We start from the raw sequence: 24,154 nt of genomic DNA, 5'->3' as shown, positions 1-24,154 counted from the left end.
AAAACTAGATACGAAACGTTTTGCGTTTTAACCACTTTTCAGTGTTTTTAGGATAAGCCCTCGACCGATTAGTATTGGTCAGCTCCATGCATTGCTGCACTTCCACCTCCAACCTATCTACCTCGTCGTCTTCAAGGGGTCTTACGAATTGGGAAATCTCATCTTGAGGGGGGCTTCACGCTTAGATGCTTTCAGCGCTTATCCCTTCCGTACTTAGCTACCCAGCCGTGCTCCTGGCGGAACAACTGGTGCACCAGCGGTACGTCCATCCCGGTCCTCTCGTACTAAGGACAGCTCCTCTCAAATTTCCTACGCCCACGACAGATAGGGACCGAACTGTCTCACGACGTTCTGAACCCAGCTCGCGTACCGCTTTAATGGGCGAACAGCCCAACCCTTGGGACCTACTTCAGCCCCAGGATGCGATGAGCCGACATCGAGGTGCCAAACCTCCCCGTCGATGTGGACTCTTGGGGGAGATAAGCCTGTTATCCCCAGGGTAGCTTTTATCCGTTGAGCGATGGCCCTTCCATGCGGTACCACCGGATCACTAAGCCCGACTTTCGTCCCTGCTCGACTTGTAGGTCTCGCAGTCAAGCTCCCTTATGCCTTTGCACTCTTCGAATGATTTCCAACCATTCTGAGGGAACCTTGGGGCGCCTCCGTTACTCTTTAGGAGGCGACCGCCCCAGTCAAACTGCCCGCCTGACACTGTCCCCGCACCGGATTACGGTACTAGGTTAGAACCTAGATACGATCAGGGTGGTATCCCAACGGCGCCTCCACAGAAGCTTGCGCTCCTGTTTCTCAGGCTCCCACCTATCCTGTACAGATCGTACCCAAATCCAATATCAAGCTGCAGTAAAGCTCCATGGGGTCTTTCCGTCTTGTCGCGGGTAACCTGCATCTTCACAGGTATTAAAATTTCACCGGATCTCTCGTTGAGACAGCGCCCAAATCGTTACGCCATTCGTGCGGGTCAGAATTTACCTGACAAGGAATTTCGCTACCTTAGGACCGTTATAGTTACGGCCGCCGTTTACTGGGGCTTCGGTTCACAGCTTCGGATTGCTCCTAACCGCTCCCCTTAACCTTCCAGCACCGGGCAGGCGTCAGCCCGTATACTTCGCCTTACGGCTTCGCACAGACCTGTGTTTTTGTTAAACAGTCGCTTGGGCCTTTTCACTGCGGCCCCCTCGTGCTATTCACACTACCGGGGCACCCCTTCTCCCGAAGTTACGGGGTCATTTTGCCGAGTTCCTTAACGAGAGTTCTTCCGCGCGCCTTAGAATTCTCTTCTCGCCTACCTGTGTCGGTTTGCGGTACGGGCACCTTCACCTGGCTAGAGGCTTTTCTTGGCAGTGTGAGATCATGACCTTCGCTACTGTAATTTTCACTCCCCATCACAGCCCAGCCTTATCGATGTGCGGATTTGCCTACACATCAGCCTCACTGCTTGGACGGACATCCATCAGTCCGCGTCACTACCCTCCTGCGTCACCCCATTGCTCATAGCGGTTTACGGTGGTACAGGAATTTCAACCTGTTGTCCTTCGACTACGCCTTTCGGCCTCGCCTTAGGTCCCGACTTACCCTGAGCGGACGAACCTTCCTCAGGAAACCTTGGGCTTTCGGCGGATCAGATTCTCACTGATCTTTTCGTTACTCATACCGGCATTCTCACTTGTATGCTGTCCAGCGCTCCTTACGGTACACCTTCAACCTACATACAACGCTCCCCTACCCCTGAATCGACTTCACTCCAGCTTCGAAGTGTGTCTATCCCCTGAGTGCATTTGGTCATCCTTGTTGGTATCTCAAGTCTGACAAAAATGATCACTCCAGGCTCACTACCTCAAAGAAGCAGTGAAGTCGATTCAAGCCATAGCTTCGGTGGTGTGTTTAGCCCCGTTACATTTTCGGCGCAGAGTCACTCGACCAGTGAGCTATTACGCACTCTTTAAATGGTGGCTGCTTCTAAGCCAACATCCTGGTTGTCTGTGCAACTCCACATCCTTTCCCACTTAACACACACTTGGGGACCTTAGCTGATGGTCTGGGCTGTTTCCCTTTTGACAATGGATCTTAGCACTCACTGTCTGACTCCCGGATATAAGTCTATGGCATTCGGAGTTTGACTGAGCTTGGTAACCCTTGCGGGCCCCGCACCCAATCAGTGCTCTACCTCCACGACTCTTACTTCCGAGGCTAGCCCTAAAGCTATTTCGGGGAGAACCAGCTATCTCCGAGTTCGATTGGAATTTCTCCGCTACCCCCACCTCATCCCCGCATTTTTCAACATACGTGGGTTCGGGCCTCCAGTGCGTGTTACCGCACCTTCACCCTGGACAGGGGTAGATCACACGGTTTCGGGTCTACGTCCACATACTATGGTCGCCCTATTCAGACTCGCTTTCGCTGCGGCTACGGCTTCTCGCCTTAACCTTGCATGGGAACGTAACTCGCCGGTTCATTCTACAAAAGGCACGCCATCACCCATAGATCGGGCTCTGACTTCTTGTAAGCACACGGTTTCAGGTTCTATTTCACTCCCCTCCCGGGGTGCTTTTCACCTTTCCCTCACGGTACTGCTTCACTATCGGTCGCTAGGGAGTATTTAGCCTTACCAGATGGTCCTGGCAGATTCATACGGGGTTTCACGTGCCCCGCACTACTCGGGATCCGTCTCGGAGGGAATATACTTTCGGCTACAGGGCTTTTACCTTCTATGCCGGGCCTTTCCAGACCTCTTCGCCTAATATGTTCCTTTGTAACTCCATGTGAGACGTCCCACAACCCCAGAGAGCAAGCTCTCTGGTTTAGGCTGTTCCGCGTTCGCTCGCCGCTACTGACGGAATCACTCTTGTTTTCTCTTCCTCAGGGTACTTAGATGTTTCAGTTCCCCTGGTATGCCTCCTACTGCCCTATATATTCAGGCAGCGGTGACTGGCTATTACACCAGCCGGGTTTCCCCATTCGGACATCCTCGGATCGAAGCTTGCTTACAGCTCCCCGAGGCAGTATCGTTGTTCGCCACGTCCTTCTTCGGCTCCTAGCGCCTAGGCATCCTCCGTGTGCTCTTAGTAGCTTAACCTATCGCTCCGATTTTGTGCTCATTCGCTCTGTTGTCCGCTTGTTTCCCTGATTGGGTAAACCCGTTCAGATGTGGAAACAAACTCCCAAAGGATCGATGATCCCAAAATCTTCGCTGCTACCTTTATTAAAACTTGTTGACACAAGTTTCAGCTATGATGAATTTCAATTTGACGCAAGCCAAATTTAAAATCATCAGAAAAGGATATTTCTAAAACGCAAATTCGTTTCGTTATCTAGTTTTCAAGGATCAAATTGAGAGTTGAACTCTCAAAACTGACCAACGAGTGAGTCGGCGGAACCGAAGTTCCTTATTTGAATGTTCTCATCGCAGAGAACGATTCTCCATAGAAAGGAGGTGATCCAGCCGCACCTTCCGATACGGCTACCTTGTTACGACTTCACCCCAATCATCTACCCCACCTTCGGCGGCTGGCTCCCGTTAGGGTTACCCCACCGACTTCGGGTGTTGTAAACTCTCGTGGTGTGACGGGCGGTGTGTACAAGACCCGGGAACGTATTCACCGCGGCATGCTGATCCGCGATTACTAGCAATTCCGACTTCATGCAGGCGAGTTGCAGCCTGCAATCCGAACTGAGACTGCCTTTTTAGGATTGGCTCCAGATCGCTCCTTCGCTTCCCGTTGTACCAGCCATTGTAGTACGTGTGTAGCCCAGGTCATAAGGGGCATGATGATTTGACGTCATCCCCACCTTCCTCCGGTTTGTCACCGGCAGTCACCTTAGAGTGCCCACCCGAAGTGCTGGCAACTAAGATCAAGGGTTGCGCTCGTTGCGGGACTTAACCCAACATCTCACGACACGAGCTGACGACAACCATGCACCACCTGTCTCCCCTGTCCCGAAGGAAAGGTACATCTCTGTACCGGTCAGGGGGATGTCAAGACCTGGTAAGGTTCTTCGCGTTGCTTCGAATTAAACCACATACTCCACTGCTTGTGCGGGTCCCCGTCAATTCCTTTGAGTTTCAGTCTTGCGACCGTACTCCCCAGGCGGAATGCTTAATGTGTTAACTTCGGCACCAAGGGTATCGAAACCCCTAACACCTAGCATTCATCGTTTACGGCGTGGACTACCAGGGTATCTAATCCTGTTTGCTCCCCACGCTTTCGCGCCTCAGCGTCAGTTACAGCCCAGAGAGTCGCCTTCGCCACTGGTGTTCCTCCACATATCTACGCATTTCACCGCTACACGTGGAATTCCACTCTCCTCTTCTGCACTCAAGTTCCCCAGTTTCCAGTGCGACCTGAAGTTGAGCCCCAGGTTTAAACACCAGACTTAAAGAACCGCCTGCGCGCGCTTTACGCCCAATAATTCCGGACAACGCTTGCCCCCTACGTATTACCGCGGCTGCTGGCACGTAGTTAGCCGGGGCTTTCTTCTCAGGTACCGTCACTCTCATAGCAGTTACTCTATGAGACGTTCTTCCCTGGCAACAGAGCTTTACGATCCGAAAACCTTCATCACTCACGCGGCGTTGCTCCGTCAGACTTTCGTCCATTGCGGAAGATTCCCTACTGCTGCCTCCCGTAGGAGTCTGGGCCGTGTCTCAGTCCCAGTGTGGCCGTTCACCCTCTCAGGTCGGCTACGCATCGTCGCCTTGGTGGGCCGTTACCCCACCAACTAGCTAATGCGCCGCAGGCCCATCCTCAAGTGACAGATTGCTCCGTCTTTCATTATTCCGCCATGCGGCGAAATAAATTATCCGGTATTAGCTACCGTTTCCGGTAGTTATCCCAGTCTTGAGGGCAGGTTGCCTACGTGTTACTCACCCGTCCGCCGCTAAGCATCTGAGGTGCAAGCACCTCATCAGCTCCGCTCGACTTGCATGTATTAGGCACGCCGCCAGCGTTCGTCCTGAGCCAGGATCAAACTCTCCAATAAGGATCGGAAGGAGGCTCATACCCGAAGGTGATGAGGTGTTCCATCCGAAGTTTGACTTGCTCATTTAGAAAAACTGACGAGAATTAAAAATTCTCATTTATGATCTTGCTTAACGCAAAATCGGTTTAACTCACTCGTTGTTCAGTTTTCAAAGATCAACTTTTTTTCATTTCATCGCCTTAAGTTAATTTCAGCGGCGACTTTTATAATATATCATATCGCCCAGTGTTTTCGTCAAGAAGTTTTTTTCAACTTTTTAAAACGACATTTCTTTAAGGACCAATCTTTCTGTTCCTCTCGAAAGGGGCGAGTTATAATTTATCACAGGATATAGTAAACCGTCAACCGTTTTTTTTCGACTTTTTTTTACGCTCGCCTCAGAGCAAAAGCGACTCGTCTCCTTCCAACTGGGATGTAAGTTTCAACGTGAAATAAGTCCATGGATAAATGAATGCTGATACGTTCATCCTAATGAAACAAAAGAAGGGCTGGTCGCCCTTCTTCTCCTTTCCATTACTCCGCGTAATATCGGATATATTCGCATCCAACTTTCCCTGGTTCTTTCCATGGGACCGTCTCTTTTACCAATGAACGATAAACAAGCTTGCGCAGGACCAGAGGCAGTTCCGCCCGAACCCGTTCCAGCAACGGATGCTCCAATAATTCCTGAATCGTCCACGGTTGTCTTCTGCTCCGCAATATACGGAGAAGCACGGCCGAGCAGTCCGCCATTTTTGAACTCTCATAAAATTCGCAAGCGAGCAAGACCAGTTCAATCCGTTGTCCAAGGGTTTCGGTGCTCTCCGTGAGCTCTTCATACAACTTCCGGACCGGCGTGTTAAGACCGACAAGCTGTTCCCATACAGCGGACTCCGGATGAATCCCCCCGTTCGATGAGCTCGACTTCGGCCCAATGATGAAGACCTCCAAGAATGCTCTGATAAGCATCCAGGACATGCCGGTGTTTCATATGCGCTTTGGCGTCTACGTATTTTTGCAAAAAACGGGCAAAAGCTTTAAAAAGCTTCTCCTCCCTCATCGATCCGGAAAAACGCAGGAAATGACTTCGTATCCGGGCTAAACGTCCATCACTATCTTTTATAATATCTCCCTCCAGGAGGCATTTTAACAATACATCGTCGCAGCCTTCCATAAGTCCGCGCTCCAGTTCCTCCAGGCTTACGCTTAACAGCTGGCAGCGCTCTCCACGGAAATTATAATGCTGGACGGACGGCTCAAAGACGTCCCCCTCGTATACCGCTACCACGTTAATTTCAAAATCATGGACGAGCGAACCATGAAACGATTTAACACGATTACGGTAAGCAACCGCGCCCAAGGCTTTCTCATCAACCGAATTATTATAATATAAAGAAAAGTTGGTTAATTCCACGATTCCCTCCATACATTCCTTGGCTAAATCAAGCCAATTCAGTTATAATGTAATTCTACATGTCCATGTAAGTTCCTTCTTTTTAAGATATAGGAATGTGAACGTCTTGGAATTTTCTACCCGTATCGCAAAAACTTTATATGCGGTCTGTCTTAAATTATTGGACGAGCGTTTTCTTATCACTATTTGAATGACAGGGAGCCTTATTTATGATTTTTAAAACCGCTAAAATCAATGCTTTCCGCACTTGGGGCCTGCTGCTTACCATGATGGGCATGGGGCTCATGGTACTGGGAACCGCCGGCATCGTCTTTTGGGGGCAAGCCGGAAAAGTTATCGCCGGAATCGGCCTTGTTTTCGGCCTTATCACCATGATGGGCAGCCTCGGCATATATTTCTGGGCCGGGATGCTCTCCACCAGCGCAGTACAAGTTCAATGCCCTGAATGCGGAAAACTGACCAAGATGCTTGGCAAAACCGACCGCTGTATGTTCTGCAAAACCGTTCTTACGCAGGATCCCGCAATCGCCAATATCACGGCGGATGAACTTGAAGCTAAACAGGGCGGGCCAAATCATGCGCCTCAATCGCCCGAAAGCAAAGCATAAACGCATAGGAAAGTTTCGGAAGCATGAAAGCCGAGCGCAATGATTCTTCATTCCTTGAACAACAAATAACCGTCTCTCTTAAACAGAGAGACGGTTATTTTCGTATGCAATCAATTTCCCTAACATTTTTTTGAGCATAGTCTAATTATGAATGCCTTTTATAACCTCCCACGCCTCCGGTACGGCCAAACTCCGGTTCCAGGAAGCGACTCCCGCCAATTGAAGCGATTTTGCAAGCTCTATTCGGGCCTTAAGCGAGGTTTCGTCTTCGATCCAAATTCTTTTCAGCGTTTTGTTCTCTTTATACTCGACGTAGTTCTGACCGGCAGCTTCGTCAAAAGTCGTCTTAAGCTTTTTCTCCTTAAGCAAATTTCGCAGTTTATCCATGCCGACCGCTGTGGAAGATACTTTGCCTCCCCCGTCCTCCCCTTCCTCTGTCCATATGCGGGAATATAAAGGAACCCCGAGGATAAGCTTGGACGACGGAACGTCGTCTTCTTCCATAATTCGCCGCATGGTTCCCTCCGCCCAAGGAAGCGAGGATACCGAACCGGCTTTTGGACTCGCAGCCCAGTGCTCATCGTAAGACATGACGATCATGAAATCGACCGCCTGCGCAAGCTCTCGTCGGTCCAAAAAAGCAGACCACATCTCGCTGTTGGATTTCGGTGTGACGTCTATCGAAACGATGAGGCCACGCGCATCCGCAAGAGGTTTCAGTTCTCTCATGAACTGCACCAGGTTGTCCTTGTCTTTCGTGTATACATTTTCGAAATCGATGTTAATGCCGTCAAGCTTGTACTGCATTGAATACTGCAGCATTTGTTCGATAATCCGGGACCGCGTATCGAAGTCGGCCAGCGCGGAAGTCGTGATATCGGGATCAAAGCTGTTGCTTAAAAGTCCCCAAACCTCCATTTGTTGACCATGAGCCCAGGAAATATAGGAAGGGTCAGCCTGCGATTTAACTTCCCCGTTGCCATTTACGATGCTGAACCAGGTCGGGCTTACCACATTGATGCCAGGCATTTTGCCGATTCTTTGCGTGTCCGGATTTCGGGAGTACACCGCTTCCCACACCAAATTCACGGACTTCCCTTTCCATTCCTTTCGGGCTCTCGTAACCGGCCGCGGCCGTTCATCGATTTTCTTTTCGCCGGCCGATTCGATCTGGGCCGCTTTCACGTACCCCGTGAATCCGTTATCGGTCTGAGCATAATACCAATCGCCTTCCTGCTCCCAAATGCGAAGCCGCTCCCCGCTTTGCATATCCATGATGATCGGAGACTTAATGGAGGCACTCTTCCGCATGGGGACCGTATCCCCCTCATTTGCCGCACGGACCTTCGCCATCGAAATGCGGTCGCCGGCATTCATCAGGATAACCGCACCGGTATCCTTGTCCTGATGAATCGCGATTCCATAGGTTTTCTTTAAAGGTTCTACAGGAATATAAACCACATCGCCGATCTGTTCGGCGGTTTCGGCAAATGTTGCCGTTTTACCGTTCTTTGTGCCCTGCTTGCTGTCCAGCTCCATCCGGACAACCGATGCGGACGAAGTCAAAATAACCGATTTCGTTTTCTTTTCATAACGAATATGAGAATCGACGTTGTCCTGCAAAACCGGCAGCGGCAGCTTCAACTGTTCTCCGGTGCCGATCGCGGGATAATCCATCATTGCCCCCTGGACAAAAATCGGCTGGTCCATCCCCCTCCAGTCAGGCTCCGTATGGCTGTAATTCGGCAGCAGTTCCGTAACGGTCCACCATACTCCCGCCGCAATCAGTATCATTCCCAAAAGTACGGATTTCCGTGCGCCGCGGCGCCTCCCCCGTCTTCTTCTTGCCAATGACGCTCCCCCCCAAATCCTTACCACGATCCGTATCATGGTATTTCGTTATACTATCCGATCCTTAAAAACAAAAAACGTGAGGAATCTTTCATTCCGCACGTTATTTAAGGAACTGTATTTATTTGCAGGACTTGCAGACACCGTACAGTTCCATTCTGTGTCCCTTCACCTGGAACCCCGTGCTCTTCTCCGCCTGAAGCTCAACATCCGAAAGCGGCGGATAGCTGAAATCCTCGATTTTGCCGCATTTTTCACATATCACATGGTAATGATCGGATACGTTCGCATCAAACCGGCTGGAATTGTCGCCGTATGTGAGCTCCCGCACCATGCCCGCTTCAATGAACATTTTTAAATTGTTGTATACCGTTGCTACACTCATGCTTGGAAACTTCGGCTCCAAAGCCCGATATATGTCATCCGCCGTCGGATGGCCCATCGATTCCACAAGATAGGATAAAATCGCGTGACGTTGCGGCGTGATGCGGACACCGGTCGTTTTCAATTGTTCCAATGCATGCTGCACGGACGTTGCCATATATGCCCACCGCCTTTAAATTGGTCTTAATCGTTGAAAGATTTTATTCATTTAATTGTACGGCTACTTTTTTCATTTTGTCAATGCGGCATAGGCGTTTGCCCCTGTTTGCGCTTTTTGTCCCCGGGCTCCGGGTAACTCCGGTATATATGAAGATCGCTGTTTCCTTCGACCTTGACCACATATTCCCCGCTGCCAAGCGTTCCCTCGATCGTCTTTTGCTCAACCATGAAAAATGGGATGTCCGACTGGATTTTTCCGTAGCTGATGGTTCCCTCAAGCTGGTAATCCCCCACCAACGGCACATGCAGATTCATCACGCCGACAGCGCTGTATATGGTCCAATCGCCTCCGACAACTCCGGAACGGATATCGATTCCGCCATTCAGGGACTCCGCATTCAACCCCTTCTGAAGGCCAGTCAGCATAATGTTGCCGTTTTTCGTTCTAACATCCGTGTCATCGGATATTCGCTTCGCTTTAATGTTGCCCACCTGTGTCGTTAAAGAAGCTTTTCCTGCAACATCGTAGGCCTGGATACTGCCGCTGTTCGTCGACAGCTCAATATCTCCTGTCACATTTCGGATGCTGACATTGCCGTTTAAAGTCTTCCCCGTAACGTCTCCATATACACGGCTTAGCGTTATAGGTCCGTTCCCGCTCTCCAGCGAGATATGGTTGATGGCTTCTACGTTCAGCAAGGCAAGAGCTCCATTCATCGTACGGACTTCCAAGTCAAAACGGCGATCATCCGGGATGGCTATGTCCATATTCATGCGGGGCTGGCGTTTTCCCGACTGGCCGTACGGTTTCCCTTGGGAGCGGATGGAAACGATACTCCCGTCATCCGCTTCCACGACCGACTGTTCCGCGATCGCTTCGGCTAATCCGGGTTCCTCCTGATCTACCCACACTTCGGTTCTGACGGTGATATGGTCGCTGTTCACCCGATGGATCGCAATATCGCCGTTCAAGTGATCCACGATGATCTTCGAGGTTTCGAGTTCGACGGGAATCTCCAGCGGACTTTTGACAAAACGGTTATCCACGGCCTCGCTGTAGTCCACGCCGGCTGCCGTCAGGTTTAAGCTGACCCGGTTCCACAGATGCAAGAAATGCTCCTGCTGGGAAACGATGAATACGGAGGCTGCCACCAGCACGGAAACGATGATCCCTTTGAGATCGGGCCGGAATCGGAATTCCCCACGACGTCCCCGGATCCGGGAAACGAAATACCTCAGGATATACTCCGCTCCCCACAGCACAAACAGCGCGGGCCACCAGGTAAGAAGGAGGAAAATATGGTCGGTTTTATTCCATTCGTCAGCCAGCAAAAGGGCCCCCGTGCAGAAAAGCAGAAGGCCAGCGGTATATCGTCCGATTTTGATTTTATGCTTCATGTTCTCCCCCCCCAGAAAGCCCGAAACACTTAATTAGAATGACGTCCATTTTATTTTTTGTTTCGAGTCGCTTCATTCAAGCCAAGACAGATTCCTGCCAGCATAAGAAATACGGCGATAATCCCGGCTCCGTAATCGCGAATTCCCGTCTGCAGCCAAGGCGGCTTCTGATGAAGCAGAATGAGCATCGCTCCGCCGGCAACCATCATCAGGCCGAAGGACAAGCCGCCCTCCGCCCTGAACGGATTTTTGAAGCGCGCCCCTGCCTTCCCTGCATCTGCCGAAGCCGGAGCGGCTTCACTTCGCCGGCGTTTAGACAATATGAAATCCGCGCTCTGCAGAACATCGTAGACGTTATAGAAATATCCAACGGGAATCGTCAGTCCCAGTAAAATAAGGAGGGGCACGTTAATTTGCATGCCGATCGAGGAGAAATACAGCAAAGCGGAAACATCAAGCATCATCATCATGATGAACATGGTTCCTTTACGGTACAATCCCAGGTAAACATGTCCCATTCCCGGAAACACCGCAGCCAGCAGCAGGGCTGGCAGCTTTCGTTTTTTCCGCAAGAGCCCGGGATGCCGTTTCGGCGTCACTCTTTTTCTCGGTTTTTTGGGGTTCAGAGCGGGTTGATGTTCCGGCGTCATTGCCCTTTCTCCTTTCGACTCGTTTTCACGTTTCCTCTCTTGATAGTACCCTAAACCATGGCCGCAGTAACTGGCAAAAAACTGGATGAACCGGCTGAACGCCGCTCTTTTATCAAACAAAAAAAAGCGCCGCCCTCCTTGTTTTCACAGGTTGGCGGCCCGTATGCCGTACAGCTTTTTATTCGGAGGTCACCATGGTGACCCCGCCAAGCCCGCGAATCTGCTTTGTCAGCTCGATCGGATCGAACTTCCGGTCCGTCAAAACATGGAGCGAGATCTCCACGCCCGGAATAGCCGGCTGGAGCTCTCCGTAAGGGATCGGGCTGCGCTCGTTTACAATCAGTTTTTTTGATCTCAAATCCTTCGTTTTTCAGCATGTCGGACAATCCGTCCAGCAGTCCGGGGGTATTGGCTGCGTGCAGCGTGATCAAATGCAATTTGCTGCCGCGGATATAACGCTGCTCCAGCTTGTTGAACACGATCAGGTTCAAAAGAATAAGCAGTGTCGAAACCACCGCCGCAAAATAGAACCCTGCCCCGACAGCAAGGCCAATGGCTCCCACGACCCAGATCGAAGCGGCTGTCGTCAGGCCGGTAATGGATTTTCCGGTAAAGAGGATCGTTCCTGCTCCAAGAAATCCGATTCCCGTAATAACGGCGGTAGCCAGACGCGCCGGGTCAATACGGACGTTGGCTTCCGCGATAAAGTCCGCAAATCCGTAAATGGACAGCAGCATGATCAATGTGGAGCCCAAGCAAACCAAAATATGCGTGCGCAAACCCGCAGCGTGATTGGAACGTTCCCGCTCCAAGCCGATCAGCCCCCCGAGGAGCAGGGAAAGCATCAAACGAAGCAGGATGTGCACATTATCTATAACCCAAGGATTACCCAAGAATGTTTCCCCCCTTGCCTGTTGTCAGCACGGACATTTTATCAACAATTTACGGTTGACGCGAGAGATGAAACTCCGTCAGTTCTACACCCGGAGCGACCTCAAAGGCACTCGCCGGTTTAAAGCCGAATTTCTCATACAAGGCGACGGCGGGAGTGTTCTTCGTTCCGGTTGAAACGATCATGAACGGCGCATCGGAATACGTGTCCAATACATGACGTATCAAATTAGCCGCAATCCCCTTGCGAAAATGGCCGGGATGCACCATCATTCGGGATATCGTCACCTGCTCCTTCTCCGGTTCAACGGCGATTGCGCCGATCAGTTCACCTTCATCGCTTAAAACGCCGTAAAAAGTTTCGCCGCAGGAAGCGATCGAATCAAACGTATCCATGAGCGGAGGAAGCTCCGTAAAACCGATCCTTTCCGCCTCAAGCGGATAAGCCATGTGCTGCAGAGCCCAAATTTGCTGAACGGTCTCGCGGTTGTCTAACGATAACAAATGAATCATCATATCTAACCTCCTGATTGTACAAAGGGCCCATGTGCAAACAGGCCAGTACAATACCATATATATAATCACATGAGCAGAAAATCATAACGGGCATGAACAGTTCATCCGCAACAAAAAGGGTTCGTACGCATAGAAAAAGGAACTCGCCCAATCCGGGCAAGCCCCTTTTCCCTTTGGGAGCACATCAACCGTTCAGCACATCCGTCAGCAGTTTATTGACCAGTGCGGGATTCGCTTTGCCCTTGCTCTCTTTCATCACCTGGCCGACCAGGAAGCCGATCGCTTTTTGCTTGCCGGCTTTGTAGTCCTCAACGGACTGCGGATTGGCCGCAACCACCTGCTCGACAATCGCTTTAATGGCGCCTTCGTCACTGATCTGCACGAGGCCCTGCTCTTCCACGATCGCCTGCGGCAGCTTGCCCGTCTCCAGCATCGCCTTGAAGACCGTCTTCGCGATTTTGGTGCTGATCGTTCCTTTCTCGATCAGCCCGATCATTTCTCCCAAACCTTGTCCGGTAATTTTCACATGGGACAGTTCAAGGTTATTGGCGTTCAAATACCCCATCAACTCACCCATGATCCAGTTGGACACGGACTTGGCATCCTGCGTGTATTTCAGGCTGTCTTCGAAAAAGTCAGCCAGAGCCTTTGACGATGTGATCACGCCGGCATCATAATCCGGCAAACCGTATTCGGCGGTATAACGGGCTTTGCGGGCATCCGGCAGCTCCGGAATCGTGGCACGGACAGCCTCTTTCCATTCCTCGCTGATATGGACCTTAACCAAATCAGGATCCGGGAAATAACGGTAATCGTGCGCTTCTTCCTTGCCCCGCATGGAAAGGGTTTTGCCTTGGGCTTCATCCCAGCGGCGGGTCTCCTGAACGATCACTCCGCCCTCATCCAAAATTTCGGCTTGGCGGTATTCTTCATACTCCAGGCCCCGCTGGACGCCGCGGAAGGAGTTCATATTCTTCAGTTCGGCTTTCGTTCCGAATTCCTTTTGTCCCCAAGGGCGCAGACTGATGTTTGCGTCGCAGCGCAGCGATCCCTCTTCCATCTTGACGTCCGACACTTCGCAGTACTGCATAATCGCCCGCATTTTCTCCAGGTAAGCTTTGGCTTCCTCCGGCGAAGAAATTTCCGGTTCGGAAACAATCTCCACGAGCGGGGTACCCACACGGTTAAAGTCTACAAGGGACGCGTAACCGCCGTCGACGTGCGTCAGCTTGCCGGCATCCTCCTCCAGATGGAGACGCGTAATGCCGATCCGTTTGGTTTTGCCGTCCACTTCGATATCGATCCAGCCGTTAAGACCGATAGGCTGGTCATATTGCGAAATCTGATAGGCTTTGGGTGAATCCGGATAAAAATAGTTTTTCCGATCGAATTTGCTGATATCCCCGATGGTGCAGTTCAGCGCCATCGCGGCTTTCATGGCATATTCCACGGCCTGCCGGTTCAGAACCGGCAGAACGCCCGGATGCCCCAAGCAAATCGGACAGGTATGCGTATTCGGCGGGGCGCCGAATTCCGTCGAGCAGCCGCAAAAAATTTTGGAATTCGTATGAAGCTCGACGTGAACCTCAAGCCCGATGACCGTTTCATATTTGGATGTAGACATATTTTGGATTTCCCTCCTTCTCTGCCGCGGCTTACAGTTCCGGGCGCCGTTTGTGATGTTCTGTATTTTGCTCGTAGGCATGGGCCACGCGCAGAACGGTGGATTCATCAAATGCTTTGCCGATGATCTGCATGCCTACCGGCATGCCTTCCGCGAATCCGCACGGCACGCTGATGGCCGGAACGCCGGCCAGACTGACCGGAATCGTCAAAATATCGTTCAAATACATGGTGAGCGGGTCGTCCACCTGCGCTCCAAGCTTGAAGGCCGTCGTAGGAGCCGTCGGTCCGATGATGACATCGTAGTTCTCGAACACCTGGTCAAAATCCTGTTTGATCAGCGTGCGCACTTTTTGGGCTTTCAAATAATAGGCATCGTAATAACCGGAACTAAGCGCATACGTCCCCAGCATGATCCGGCGCTTTACCTCATCGCCGAAACCCTGGCTGCGGGATTCATGATAGAGTTCCAGCAAGCTGCCGTTACGGTCCACGCGCTGACCGTAACGCACGCCGTCAAAGCGGGCCAGATTGGAGGAAGCTTCGGAAGATGCGAGCAGATAGTAGGTAGCCACTGCATATTCCGTATGTGGAAGGGACACTTCTTCCCACGCCGCTCCCAAACCTTCGAGCACTTTAAGCGCGTTAAGCACGGTCTCCTTGACCTTGGCATCCACGCCCTCGCCCAGATATTCTTTAGGCACGGCGATGCGCAGTCCGGAAACGTCCCCGTTCAAGGCGCTCACATAATCGGGTATATCCACCTTCGCCGAAGTGGAGTCCATCGGATCGTAACCTGCAATGGCCTGCAGCACGTAAGCCGAATCCTCCACGTTTTTGGTAATCGGTCCGATTTGATCGAGAGAAGAAGCAAAAGCCACCAACCCGAAACGGGAAACAAGGCCGTAAGTCGGCTTCAGACCGACCACGCCGCAGTAGGAAGCGGGTTGGCGGATGGAACCGCCCGTGTCCGATCCCAGCGTAAAATAAGCTTCGCCTGCGGCAACCGCCGCAGCTGAGCCGCCGCTGGATCCGCCCGGCACGTACTCCAAATTCCACGGGTTGCGAACCGGATAGAAGCTGGAATTCTCGTTCGAGCCGCCCATGGCAAACTCGTCCATGTTCAGTTTGCCGATCGTTACCGTATCGGCCTTCCGAAGCTTGGAAACCACGGTAGCGTCATAGACGGGATTGAAATTAGACAAGAACTGGCTCGCGCATGTCGTCCGCAGTCCTTCGGTCACGATATTGTCCTTAATTCCTGCCGGCAGACCGAACAGCAGTCCGCGGTCTTCACCGGAAACCAGCTTGTCGTCCAGCCGTTTGGCTGTGCTGCGTGCACCGTCCTCATCGAGCGTTAAATACGCTTTTACTTTCTCATCGCGATCCCGGATGCTCCGAAAAGCCTCATCCGCCAGGTCGCTGACCGACAGCTCCTTGCCATGGAGCTTGTTATGTATCTCGGTTAATTTATAATCAAACAGACTCAAGTGCGTTTCCTCCCCTCAGGTTCTATTCCAGTACGGCCGGCACCTTAAACTGGCCGTCTTCCTCGTCCGGCGCATTAAGAAGCACCTTTTCGATCGGCAAACTTTCGCGCGCCACATCCTCGCGCATCACATTGCTGAGATGAAGCACGTGGGTTGTAGGCTCCACGTCTTCCGTATCCAATTCCTTCAGCTTTTCGGCATATTGTAAAATCGCGTTCAGCTGTCCGGTAAACATGTTTTCTTCCTCTGGCGTAAGGTTCAACCGGGCAAGTTTGGCCACATGCTGAACGTCTTTCGCGGTAATGCTCATGAATTTCACTCCTCTTGTTTCCCTTCCGAATTAAAGGGATAAAGTCGCGGATAACTTTTCTCATTATATTGTAGAAGCATGGACAATTCAATCCGCACCGAACTGCAAAAAAAGAGCCGGCCAGAGGCCGACTCCCTTAAATCCATGCTCGAAGATTTATTTGCTTGATGAAGTCCGCTTGAGACAAAGTCTCCTTCGCTTCCTTCTCTTCTTCTTCAGCAGTTTGCAGCTCGCCGTTCATCACTTGATGAAACAGCTTTTCATTATATGTCGACAGGGCGAAATCGATGAGCGCCTCCCGCTCGATCCGCTCGGCTTCCTGCTTCAACACGACGGCCTCCAGCTCAACGTCACCGGCCGGAACAAAAAAAATTACGGTTGAGATACGGAATCCGAATCACGTAATCGAACGCATTGTCCGGATTTCGGTCGTAAGCGATCACATAGGCGTGTTGACCGATCGGAAGGTTTTGCTCAAAGGCGTCTGCGACGATTGTGACTCTTTCCCCTAAACGCAGCATCGTCTACCTCCTGAGTTGTCTTTCCTTATCTCCATAGTCTACTAAAAAAAAGATAGGATTGTCCATGAAGTTAGAAGAAAAGGTTCAGCCTCGCCTAAAACTTGTGAAAAGGCAAAGGAATGCGCTGCCGGTCATACGGTTCGAACCCGCACGTCTCCTAGCCCGGAAGGGTGTTTCTGCGCAGCAAAGCTGACGCCGCAACAGCCGACAAAAGCATGATGCCGATCGAGGTGATTGCCGGGAGAAACGCCGAGCCCGTTCCCCCAACAAGCCATTCCGCGGACAAGCCGCTCAGGCGGCCGGGACTCCAATCCATATAGGAAGGGAACCAGCCGGACAACAGCGATAGCAACGCTGCCGAAGCCAAACTAATAAAGGCTGCGGCAGGTCCGCTAAGAACCGTCCCGAGCGGAAGGAGCAGCGTTAAAACCCATGCCAGCCACAGGGAGTAAAGACTGCCCGAACTGGCGACCTTGATCCATTCCACGGAACCGATAAGCTGCTCTGTATAATAAGCGGACCCGGCAAGTCCGAGCGCTAGCGAGATGACAAGCAAAGTCATCATCGCCGCCCATTTGGCGAAGATCATCGCAGCCGGGGAAACCGAACGCGCCAGCAGCAGCTCTCCCGTACCGGATAAGCGTTCCCCCGCCACCGTATTCATTCCCGCCAGGACAAGCACCAACAGGCCGACCGTGCTGTACTGGCTCATCGTCTGTGCCACCACTTTCGCCGGAGGAGGCGTTTCAAAAAGAGCTGCCGCTTCCTTCGGTATGTTGGCAGACATGGATAAGATATCAGGCAAATAATAGGTGGAGAGCGGCTGCATGATTCCAAGCATCAAAAACACGATCGGCACCCATATCAGTTTATAGTTGCGGGCAGCCTCGAGCATTTCCTTTTTATAGAAAATCCAAGCGGATTTCACTTTCCCACCACCTTCATGAACATATCTTCCAGCGTCGACATGCCCGCCTCAAAGCGAACGAGCGGTATGCCGTATGAAGTCAATTCCTGCATCAGCACGGAACGGGCCTCGGTTATATTATTTACCGTCAGCTTGACGTGATCTGAACCCGCTGCAGCCTCCGTCACAAACGGCTGTTTCTTAAGGGACGATATCCACGATGTCCAGTCCCCGCCGGGTTCAACGGCCAAATAGATCACCGGCTGCCGGTATTTATCGCGAAGCTCCGTCATAGTTCCTTTCTCCGCAATGCTGCCGTCCACCATAAAGACCATTTCATCACAGATCTCTTCGGCATCGTGCAGGACATGGGTCGAGAATAGAATCGTTACCTCTTCACGACGAAGCTGGCGGATAAGTTCGATCACTTCCCTGCGGCCAAGGGGATCCAGCGCCGAGACCGGCTCATCCAGCAAAAGTATTTCCGGATCATGAACGAGAGCCTGCGCAAGCCCGAGCCTTTGTTTCATACCGCCGGAATAACCGGAAATCCGCCGCTTGGCGGCGTCCTTCAAGCCTACTTGCTCAAGGACCGCCTCGGTCCGTTCGGCGGCTTGGCTCCCCTTTAGCCCGGAGACCCGGGCACTGAAGGCAACGTATTCGCGTCCCGTCATCCAGCCGTAAAATTTCGGATACTGCGGCAAATAACCGATTCGCCTTCGCCAGTTCGCCGGACTGCCTTCCCCTGTATACGTTACCGTGCCGCCGCTCGGCTCGATTAATCCGGCCAGCATCCGCAGGGTTGTCGTTTTGCCCGCCCCGTTCGGTCCAAGAAGAGCCGTACAGGAGCCACGGTTAATGTGGAACGAGATCCCCTTAACCGGCGTGAGTGCACCAAAGGACTTCTTCAGGTTGTTTATGTTCAATAAGCCGGTGCTCACGAATCTTTCCTCCCCGCAATGAAATATAAGATGCTGCCGAATAGGCTAATGAACAAAATGATCAGCACCCACATCGGCTTGCTGCCCCGAATCGCTTGCGGATCGGCCTTAAAAAGCGAGACAAGCGCCAATACCGCCAGAATAACCTGCAGCGCAATAAGCGGCCAGATCAAGTTCCAGTTGATAGCCATGATTTATCCCCCTTTCCCCGTGTTTAGGTTTTTGGCTTTTCGCGTTTGGGTCGGATGACAATGACCCAGTATAGAATTAACGGCAGCGGCACGGTCGTCGAGCCCCATATGCCCCAGAACCAGGCCATCTTTCCAAGCCCGCGTTTTCTAGCGTTCATGAAAAGCCAAGATCCTTGGGACAACACAAGCACGGACGCTGCGACCAGAATCCAAATGGGTGCCTGTTGAAGCTCATTCATGACGATCCCTGCTTTCCCGGGCACGAAGATCTATCGTCAGCACAACCGCTCCGGCCAGCATGCTGAGTCCATGGATGAGGAGAAGCAGGCCCGGCCGGTTCCACGCCGTGAGAAAGATTCCGCTAACCAGTAGAAAGGCGATCATGAGAAAGAGTGCGAATTCTCTCCTCCTTTTGCGGAGCGTCCGCAGCTGGGTATGGGAGGCCAGGGCTTCGAATGCGGCAAGCGATGGACTATATTCCTCGCGGCAGGCCGAATCCATGCGGTCGATCTCCACCTTCAGGCTTTCGATAAATTGCTGCTCTTCCATCTCAGGTCCTTTAGACATTTCGGATCATCTCCTCCCGCAGTATTTTAATCCCGTAGGATGTGCGCGATTTTACCGTTCCCGCCGGAACGCCAAGCATTTCTCCGATCTCCTCGTAGGAATATCCGTAATAATGCTTCAGCAGAATAGCGATCCGGTGATCGTCCGACAGCCGGGACAACGAATCAAGCAGATCGCTCCATTTCTCGTTCCGGTTCTGCATCTGCCAGCGCATTTTCCGAATGCCCTGCTCCCGTTCCTGCAAAAACCACTTCCGTTCCCTCTTCTTCCTTCGGACTTGATCCAGGTAAATACGCGTACCGATCGTTATCATCCACGACGAAAAAAGAAGAGGTCCCGTTATAGCGGGCGATATTTTCCATGCAGCGGATGACCGTATCCTGCGCCGTATCCTCTGCCGTGGAAGGATTCATCGTCACTTTAAGCAGATACTTGTATAAAAAAAGAATAATGCTGCTGAAACAGCTCGGCCATTGCCGTGGTGTCGCCCTTCTTAGCAAGAGCGATCCGTTGTTCTTCTTCTGCGTTCATCTGGGCCTGATCACCTTCTTTTTCACATTCCGATAATATTACGTTCAACCTCTTGATATCGTTCGATACCAACAAAAAAAAAGAGCTCTCCTAAGATTAACCCTTAAGAGACCTCCAATGCTATACACCGTTATCGAAAACTAACTTTATCCGGACCGATGGCCCTTCAATCTTTCCTGCCATGGCTGATAACCCGTCTTTTTTCCCCGCAGGAGCCTCAACCATACAGCGGATCGGTTCTCCCGATGAACCGAATCTGCCGCTTCCCCCTGTCCTTTTCCCGTATGTCCAGCTGTATGGGTGTCGACAAAGTGTGATAACCGATCATACTTCATTCCTTTTCCCCCTCATAGGTAGACCGTTCTTCGAAAATGTCCCAAAAATAAAAGAACGCAAACCGGGAATGAATCCTCAGTCTGCGTGCTTCGCAAAAGTAACATTTAATTAACATCATTGTATCAATCTTGTCGTGTCTTGTCCAGAACAAATTCTCGAAATTTGTCGCCTTAAGTTCCGATAACATCAGCTTACATACGGATTTCGCTGTTTTTCGTAGCCGATCGTCGTTCGGGGGCCGTGACCGGGATAAACCGTTACCTCATCCGGAAACGTAAACAGCGTGTTTTGTATGGAGTCATAGAGGTCACGCTCCCGACCTCCCGGTAGGTCCGTCCGGCCGACCCCCATTTTGAAAAGCACGTCTCCGGAAAAAAGATGGCTTCCGCTCAGGAAGCTGACGCTTCCCGGCGAGTGGCCGGGCGTATGATACACCGTAAAGCCGTGTCCGATCAGCTCCAGCCTTTGTCCCGCGGCAAGCTCGTACTCCGCGGGATCCGTAGTCAGCGGCGGACTGACCTGGGGCCACATCAGGGAACCGTTCAGCTTCGGATTACCCAGCCAATCCCTTTCCAGGTCATGCAGGTAAACCGGACAATCCTTCATCTTCCGGATTTCATCCACGCCGCCCATATGGTCAAAATGGGCATGGGTCAGAAGGATGGCTTCGATCTCCAGATCGGCGATCCGTTTGACCAGCGGGCCCGGATTCATGCCCGGATCGATGATGACGGCCTTTCCTTTATCCGATCCGGTTAACAAATACGCGTTCGTCTGCAGAGGTCCCAGGTTGAAGGTTTCTATCGTCAGCATCGTATTAAAACCCCGAGACCAGTTCCCGCAGCTCGGCCGTTACTGCCGCGTGAGACTCGTTTCTTTCGCCGTATGCCTTGATGATATCCTTGCGTACCTCGGCCAGTTTGTCCTGATAGTCCGGAGCTTCCCGATCCGGGTTTTCTTTCTTGAATTCAATCATAAACCGCTGCACGTGAGCAGGCCGCGGTCCCCATTGGCCGAGAACATGCCCGCCCGTGTCGGCAAAAATTACGATAGGCACCGAGCGTCCGCCCATGGTCAAGAACTGGTCCATCACATCCGGGTGCTGCTCCATGACGAACACTTCCGTCTCGATCCCCGCCGTTTCCAGGCTCGGAACACGGCCGGGACGTTCCGGACTACATCGCCGCACCAATCGGCCGCGAGCACTAACACCCGAAGATCATCGCGGTAATTCAGGCTTTCGAAAAAACTCCCGGTCTTCTTCGCTGCTCCACGCAAACTGATCATATCCGGATCGGAATTCCTCCTTGTTCTTCTCCATGCCGTCCATAAATTGCTTCGGCGATATGCCGGTTCCAAACTTATGAGCCAGATTAATTGCCATAATGAGTCCTCCCTTTTCTCGATTTAAACCATTTGATGACAAAATAAATGATCATGAGTGCCAAAGCGCCAAGCAGGATTTCACGGACATACGGAGCCGCTATTTCATCGATCGTCTCCCACTTGTCGCCAAGAACCATGCCCAGATACAAAAATAGGGCCGTCCAAGGGATAACCGCCAGCGTGGTCAAAAAGGTAAAGCGCCAAACGTTCATCTTGGAAATCCCTGCCGGTATGGAGATGGCATGGCGCACGACGGGAACGAAACGGGCCGTGAAAATGACGCCCGTGCCGTATTTCGTAAACCACTCCTCGGCATAGTCGATATGCTTTTTCTTGATTAAAATGTACTTCCCGTATTTCTCCAGAATAGGTCTGCCGCCATACCGTCCGATCCAATACACGAACAGCTGCGCCAGAACCCCGCCGACCGTACCGAAAACAAGGGCCCCGAAAAAGCCGATCTCTTTCATGTAAACCAAAAACCCTCCGTACGCGAGTACGATCTCGCTCGGAATGACCTCCACCATCAGTCCGAGCATAATGCCGAAATAGCCGAGGCTTTGAATCCATTCAAATAATCGGCCGATTATTTCATAAACGAAATCCACGGTCTCCCCTCTTCCTAAACGCATTGGTCTTTCTATATTAGCCTATTCTACCATAGCTTTGGACATGCGTTCTAGTACGCCCAATTCGGGGCCCGCCTGTGACTGCCGCCCGGAATCCCACATATGGTGAGGATAAAAGGGAGTGAGGTTTCTTGCATATACAGCATGACAAACAGGCCGGGGTACGCCCTCCTACGCCGCGGGGCATCCGGAGGGCCTGCAGCAAAGAGCTGTACCGGACCATGAAACGGCTGAAGCAGTATGTATCGCCGGAGTTGGTAAAACAAGGGGAGGACTTGTACTACCGTAAGGTGATCGGCAATTTGATCTGGATCCACGAAAACTACAGCAATAAAAAACTGCTCTGCGACTGGTGGGAAAAGGAGGTCGGGCCGGAGCTCGCCGATCTGTGGCAGGTACCCGAAAAACCGCTGAAAGCCGCCTTCAGGGATGCTTTTGGCGGATAGCCGGCGGGTTGTCGCCGGAGAGGCTGTTTCACGGCAAAAAACCGAGTCTTAGGATCCATCCCCGGATGCTGACGCTGACAGCGGCTCTTTCCGGCGAGCCCACTGCTCCATCCTTCTTCCTTCGAGTTCAGCCGGGAGGGTCATGCGGAACCGACGGTCATTCCGAATCCCGTGGGAATCCTCTATGGATTTCGACAAACGACGATAGTCGGCATACAATTCCGCGGCGGACGAAGCCGTTCGTTTAGCTGCGGCTTCGTCTCCCGACGCCTGCTGGGACCGGGCCAGCGCAGCCAGCGTAAGGATGGCGCGCGTCCGTTTGCCGGCATGATGGCGGTCCCTTTCCAAACCGTTCCTGAACCAGTAGGCGGCCTGGACCGAATTCCCCTGCTCAGCGTAAATAGTCGCCAGACTCCAGAGAATGGCCGGATGCCCCGGCGAAAGAGAACGGCTCCGATCCAGCAGGGTGATTGCCTTGTCCGGCGGCAGCAGCTCTGCCAGCTGACAAGCGGCTTCCGACGAGGCCGGATTCCAGGCGAGAGCGGACTGCAGCAGGCGGGCGCGCTCCCCCCGTTTGCTGCTCCCCTTGCGCCCGGTTGAAATACTGCTCTCCCTTCCACAGAACGGTTGAAAGCGCGGTCCATCCGATAAGACAGGCCAAAAACAGCGCAAGCCTTCCCGTGCCCTTTCCCTTCCAATAAAGCCTCAGGGACAGGATTTGATGCCCGAGGCGGATCGGCGGTCGTACCCTCTGGCGTCTCCGGCCGGATTGGGATATCCCGGCGGGAGAACGAGGCCCCTGGAACAGGCTGCTTTCTCCATCCGCCATGACCGCCAGCCAAACGATCAACAGCCAGACCAGTCCGTAGCTCCAGTCGAAGTCTAAGGCGCTGTGCAGCAGGAGAACCGATAAAGGCGGCAGCAGCCTCCGCTCTGTTTGACCAAGACGGAAGGCGGTCGCCAGCAACAGCGCAAAGGCCATGAGAAAACCGAAGATTCCGGTGTTCAGCAGCAGATCGATATATCCGCTGTGCACTTCGGCGCCCACATAAGGCTCGGACTGGACCGCCCGGTAGGCATGCCGCCAGGTCTCTCCGCCCTGCCCAAACCAGGGAGCGGCTCCGGCGAGCTCCCAAGCATCCCGATACATAAGCTCCCGAGCCCCCAGCGTCTCTCCCCCGCCTGTCCACCTGGACCGGGACGGGATCCATACGGCGGCCGCCGAGACCGCATACAAGGCGGACGCGGCCAAGGCCGCAATCAGGCGCCCGCCGGTTCGCCGGAGGCCGGGTCGTGCGGGCCCAAGTCCCCCCGTGCAGCTTCATCGGGTCATGGAGCGTAATCGATGGACGGGAGAGCAGGCCACGGCCCGGCCGCCGTGCGGGCCCGTTCCAGCCGGGGCTCTGCAGCCCCCGGCACAGCGCCAGG

The 24,154-nt window shown here is 52.5% G+C and carries 24 protein-coding genes, 2 rRNA genes and 3 pseudogenes; 3 read left to right on the top strand and 26 right to left on the bottom strand.

The annotated features are described in order from the left end of the window. Positions 1–48: 48 nt before the first annotated feature. From XI25_RS02040 to XI25_RS33990, 4 genes are all read right to left on the bottom strand, one after another. A 23S ribosomal RNA gene (locus XI25_RS02040) occupies positions 49–3,094 on the bottom strand. A gap of 350 nt (positions 3,095–3,444) precedes the next feature. Further along, positions 3,445–4,998: ribosomal RNA gene (locus XI25_RS02035) — 16S ribosomal RNA — on the bottom strand. Together the 16S and 23S rRNA genes form the textbook arrangement of a ribosomal RNA operon. A 513-nt stretch (positions 4,999–5,511) precedes the next feature. Next, on the bottom strand, positions 5,512–5,946 hold the full coding sequence (locus tag XI25_RS33995) for a hypothetical protein (protein ID WP_442950351.1): 435 nt from the start codon (positions 5,944–5,946) through the stop codon (positions 5,512–5,514). Next, a complete protein-coding gene (locus XI25_RS33990; protein ID WP_235439622.1) occupies positions 5,837–6,391 on the bottom strand; it encodes a nucleotidyltransferase-like protein in 555 nt (184 codons plus the stop codon). The genes XI25_RS33995 and XI25_RS33990 overlap by 110 nt, the downstream gene beginning before the upstream one ends. Positions 6,392–6,600: 209 nt before the next feature. On the opposite strand from XI25_RS33990, the gene XI25_RS02025 reads away from it, so the two are divergent. Beyond that, the gene (locus tag XI25_RS02025) at positions 6,601–6,999 is read left to right on the top strand and encodes a YgzB family protein (protein ID WP_046677138.1); all 399 of its coding nucleotides are present in this window, start codon (positions 6,601–6,603) and stop codon (positions 6,997–6,999) included. A 141-nt stretch (positions 7,000–7,140) separates the two neighbouring features. On the opposite strand, the gene XI25_RS02020 is transcribed toward XI25_RS02025, so the two are convergent. The 16 genes and pseudogenes from XI25_RS02020 to XI25_RS36055 all read right to left on the bottom strand — a co-directional run bounded on the left by XI25_RS02020 (position 7,141) and on the right by XI25_RS36055 (position 19,711). After that, complete coding sequence (locus XI25_RS02020; protein WP_235439621.1) at positions 7,141–8,850, bottom strand: glycosyl hydrolase family 18 protein; 1,710 nt, start codon at positions 8,848–8,850, stop codon at positions 7,141–7,143. A 121-nt stretch (positions 8,851–8,971) separates the two neighbouring features. Continuing rightward, positions 8,972–9,391, bottom strand: a complete 420-nt coding sequence (gene perR / locus XI25_RS02015) for a peroxide-responsive transcriptional repressor PerR (protein WP_046677136.1) — start codon at positions 9,389–9,391, stop codon at positions 8,972–8,974. Between the two features lie 80 nt (positions 9,392–9,471). Continuing rightward, the gene (locus XI25_RS02010) at positions 9,472–10,791 is read right to left on the bottom strand and encodes a DUF4097 family beta strand repeat-containing protein (protein WP_046677135.1); all 1,320 of its coding nucleotides are present in this window, start codon (positions 10,789–10,791) and stop codon (positions 9,472–9,474) included. Between the two features lie 50 nt (positions 10,792–10,841). Then, positions 10,842–11,441: a hypothetical protein gene (locus XI25_RS02005; protein ID WP_046677140.1), complete on the bottom strand. Its 600-nt coding sequence runs from the start codon at positions 11,439–11,441 to the stop codon at positions 10,842–10,844. 178 nt (positions 11,442–11,619) lie between these two features. Further along, positions 11,620–12,334, bottom strand: a pseudogene (locus tag XI25_RS02000) (MgtC/SapB family protein). Between the two features lie 49 nt (positions 12,335–12,383). Then, positions 12,384–12,845, bottom strand: coding sequence for a GNAT family N-acetyltransferase (locus XI25_RS01995; RefSeq protein ID WP_046677139.1), 462 nt, complete (start codon positions 12,843–12,845; stop codon positions 12,384–12,386). A 187-nt stretch (positions 12,846–13,032) separates the two neighbouring features. Further along, the gene (gene gatB, locus XI25_RS01990) at positions 13,033–14,472 is read right to left on the bottom strand and encodes an Asp-tRNA(Asn)/Glu-tRNA(Gln) amidotransferase subunit GatB (protein WP_046677134.1); all 1,440 of its coding nucleotides are present in this window, start codon (positions 14,470–14,472) and stop codon (positions 13,033–13,035) included. A gap of 31 nt (positions 14,473–14,503) precedes the next feature. Then, the gene (gene gatA / locus XI25_RS01985; RefSeq protein ID WP_046677133.1) at positions 14,504–15,961 is read right to left on the bottom strand and encodes an Asp-tRNA(Asn)/Glu-tRNA(Gln) amidotransferase subunit GatA; all 1,458 of its coding nucleotides are present in this window, start codon (positions 15,959–15,961) and stop codon (positions 14,504–14,506) included. Between the two features lie 22 nt (positions 15,962–15,983). Further along, on the bottom strand, positions 15,984–16,271 hold the full coding sequence (gene gatC / locus XI25_RS01980) for an Asp-tRNA(Asn)/Glu-tRNA(Gln) amidotransferase subunit GatC (RefSeq protein ID WP_046677132.1): 288 nt from the start codon (positions 16,269–16,271) through the stop codon (positions 15,984–15,986). Between the two features lie 136 nt (positions 16,272–16,407). Next, positions 16,408–16,792: pseudogene (locus XI25_RS01975) on the bottom strand (ATPase). A gap of 157 nt (positions 16,793–16,949) precedes the next feature. Next, on the bottom strand, positions 16,950–17,720 hold the full coding sequence (locus XI25_RS01970) for an ABC transporter permease (protein WP_046677131.1): 771 nt from the start codon (positions 17,718–17,720) through the stop codon (positions 16,950–16,952). Beyond that, the gene (locus tag XI25_RS01965; RefSeq protein WP_046677130.1) at positions 17,717–18,640 is read right to left on the bottom strand and encodes an ABC transporter ATP-binding protein; all 924 of its coding nucleotides are present in this window, start codon (positions 18,638–18,640) and stop codon (positions 17,717–17,719) included. The genes XI25_RS01970 and XI25_RS01965 overlap by 4 nt, the downstream gene beginning before the upstream one ends. Further along, positions 18,637–18,831, bottom strand: coding sequence for a PLDc N-terminal domain-containing protein (locus XI25_RS01960; RefSeq protein ID WP_046677129.1), 195 nt, complete (start codon positions 18,829–18,831; stop codon positions 18,637–18,639). Before XI25_RS01960 ends, XI25_RS01965 begins: the two co-directional genes overlap by 4 nt. Positions 18,832–18,854: 23 nt before the next feature. Then, complete coding sequence (locus XI25_RS01955; protein WP_046677128.1) at positions 18,855–19,070, bottom strand: hypothetical protein; 216 nt, start codon at positions 19,068–19,070, stop codon at positions 18,855–18,857. Further along, positions 19,063–19,398: a YxlC family protein gene (locus XI25_RS01950; protein WP_046677127.1), complete on the bottom strand. Its 336-nt coding sequence runs from the start codon at positions 19,396–19,398 to the stop codon at positions 19,063–19,065. The genes XI25_RS01955 and XI25_RS01950 overlap by 8 nt, the downstream gene beginning before the upstream one ends. Beyond that, positions 19,391–19,711, bottom strand: coding sequence for a sigma-70 family RNA polymerase sigma factor (locus XI25_RS36055; RefSeq protein ID WP_442950350.1), 321 nt, complete (start codon positions 19,709–19,711; stop codon positions 19,391–19,393). The genes XI25_RS01950 and XI25_RS36055 overlap by 8 nt, the downstream gene beginning before the upstream one ends. A 47-nt stretch (positions 19,712–19,758) precedes the next feature. Here XI25_RS36055 and XI25_RS36045 point away from each other — a divergent pair, with 47 nt between their 5' ends. After that, a complete protein-coding gene (locus XI25_RS36045; RefSeq protein WP_327204710.1) occupies positions 19,759–19,965 on the top strand; it encodes a hypothetical protein in 207 nt (68 codons plus the stop codon). 110 nt (positions 19,966–20,075) lie between these two features. On the opposite strand, the gene XI25_RS01940 is transcribed toward XI25_RS36045, so the two are convergent. The 4 genes and pseudogenes from XI25_RS01940 to XI25_RS01925 form a co-directional block, all read right to left on the bottom strand. Next, positions 20,076–20,264: a hypothetical protein gene (locus XI25_RS01940; protein WP_046677126.1), complete on the bottom strand. Its 189-nt coding sequence runs from the start codon at positions 20,262–20,264 to the stop codon at positions 20,076–20,078. 187 nt (positions 20,265–20,451) lie between these two features. After that, positions 20,452–21,078: an MBL fold metallo-hydrolase gene (locus tag XI25_RS01935; protein ID WP_046677125.1), complete on the bottom strand. Its 627-nt coding sequence runs from the start codon at positions 21,076–21,078 to the stop codon at positions 20,452–20,454. A gap of 4 nt (positions 21,079–21,082) precedes the next feature. After that, positions 21,083–21,649, bottom strand: a pseudogene (locus tag XI25_RS01930) (thioredoxin family protein). Further along, positions 21,639–22,259: a DedA family protein gene (locus XI25_RS01925; protein ID WP_046677124.1), complete on the bottom strand. Its 621-nt coding sequence runs from the start codon at positions 22,257–22,259 to the stop codon at positions 21,639–21,641. The pseudogene XI25_RS01930 and the gene XI25_RS01925 overlap by 11 nt, the downstream one beginning before the upstream one ends. A gap of 152 nt (positions 22,260–22,411) precedes the next feature. On the opposite strand from XI25_RS01925, the gene XI25_RS01920 reads away from it, so the two are divergent. Continuing rightward, positions 22,412–22,726 carry a hypothetical protein gene (locus tag XI25_RS01920; RefSeq protein WP_046677123.1) on the top strand — a complete coding sequence of 105 codons (315 nt, stop codon included), beginning with the start codon at positions 22,412–22,414 and terminating at the stop codon, positions 22,724–22,726. Positions 22,727–22,774: 48 nt separating this feature from the next. On the opposite strand, the gene XI25_RS01915 is transcribed toward XI25_RS01920, so the two are convergent. Together XI25_RS01915 and XI25_RS01910 are read right to left on the bottom strand one after the other, a co-directional pair. Then, positions 22,775–23,074: a hypothetical protein gene (locus tag XI25_RS01915; RefSeq protein WP_046677122.1), complete on the bottom strand. Its 300-nt coding sequence runs from the start codon at positions 23,072–23,074 to the stop codon at positions 22,775–22,777. Positions 23,075–23,117: 43 nt separating this feature from the next. Then, on the bottom strand, positions 23,118–23,987 hold the full coding sequence (locus tag XI25_RS01910) for an O-antigen ligase family protein (protein ID WP_327204709.1): 870 nt from the start codon (positions 23,985–23,987) through the stop codon (positions 23,118–23,120). Between the last annotated feature and the right edge of the window lie 167 nt (positions 23,988–24,154).

The organism is Paenibacillus sp. DMB20, assembly GCF_000987955.1.
In the GTDB taxonomy this organism is placed as follows: Bacteria; Bacillota; Bacilli; order Paenibacillales; family Paenibacillaceae; genus Paenibacillus_AQ.
The sequence above is the reverse complement of the archived record's forward strand: the minus strand, read 5'-3'. Positions and strand labels throughout refer to the sequence as shown.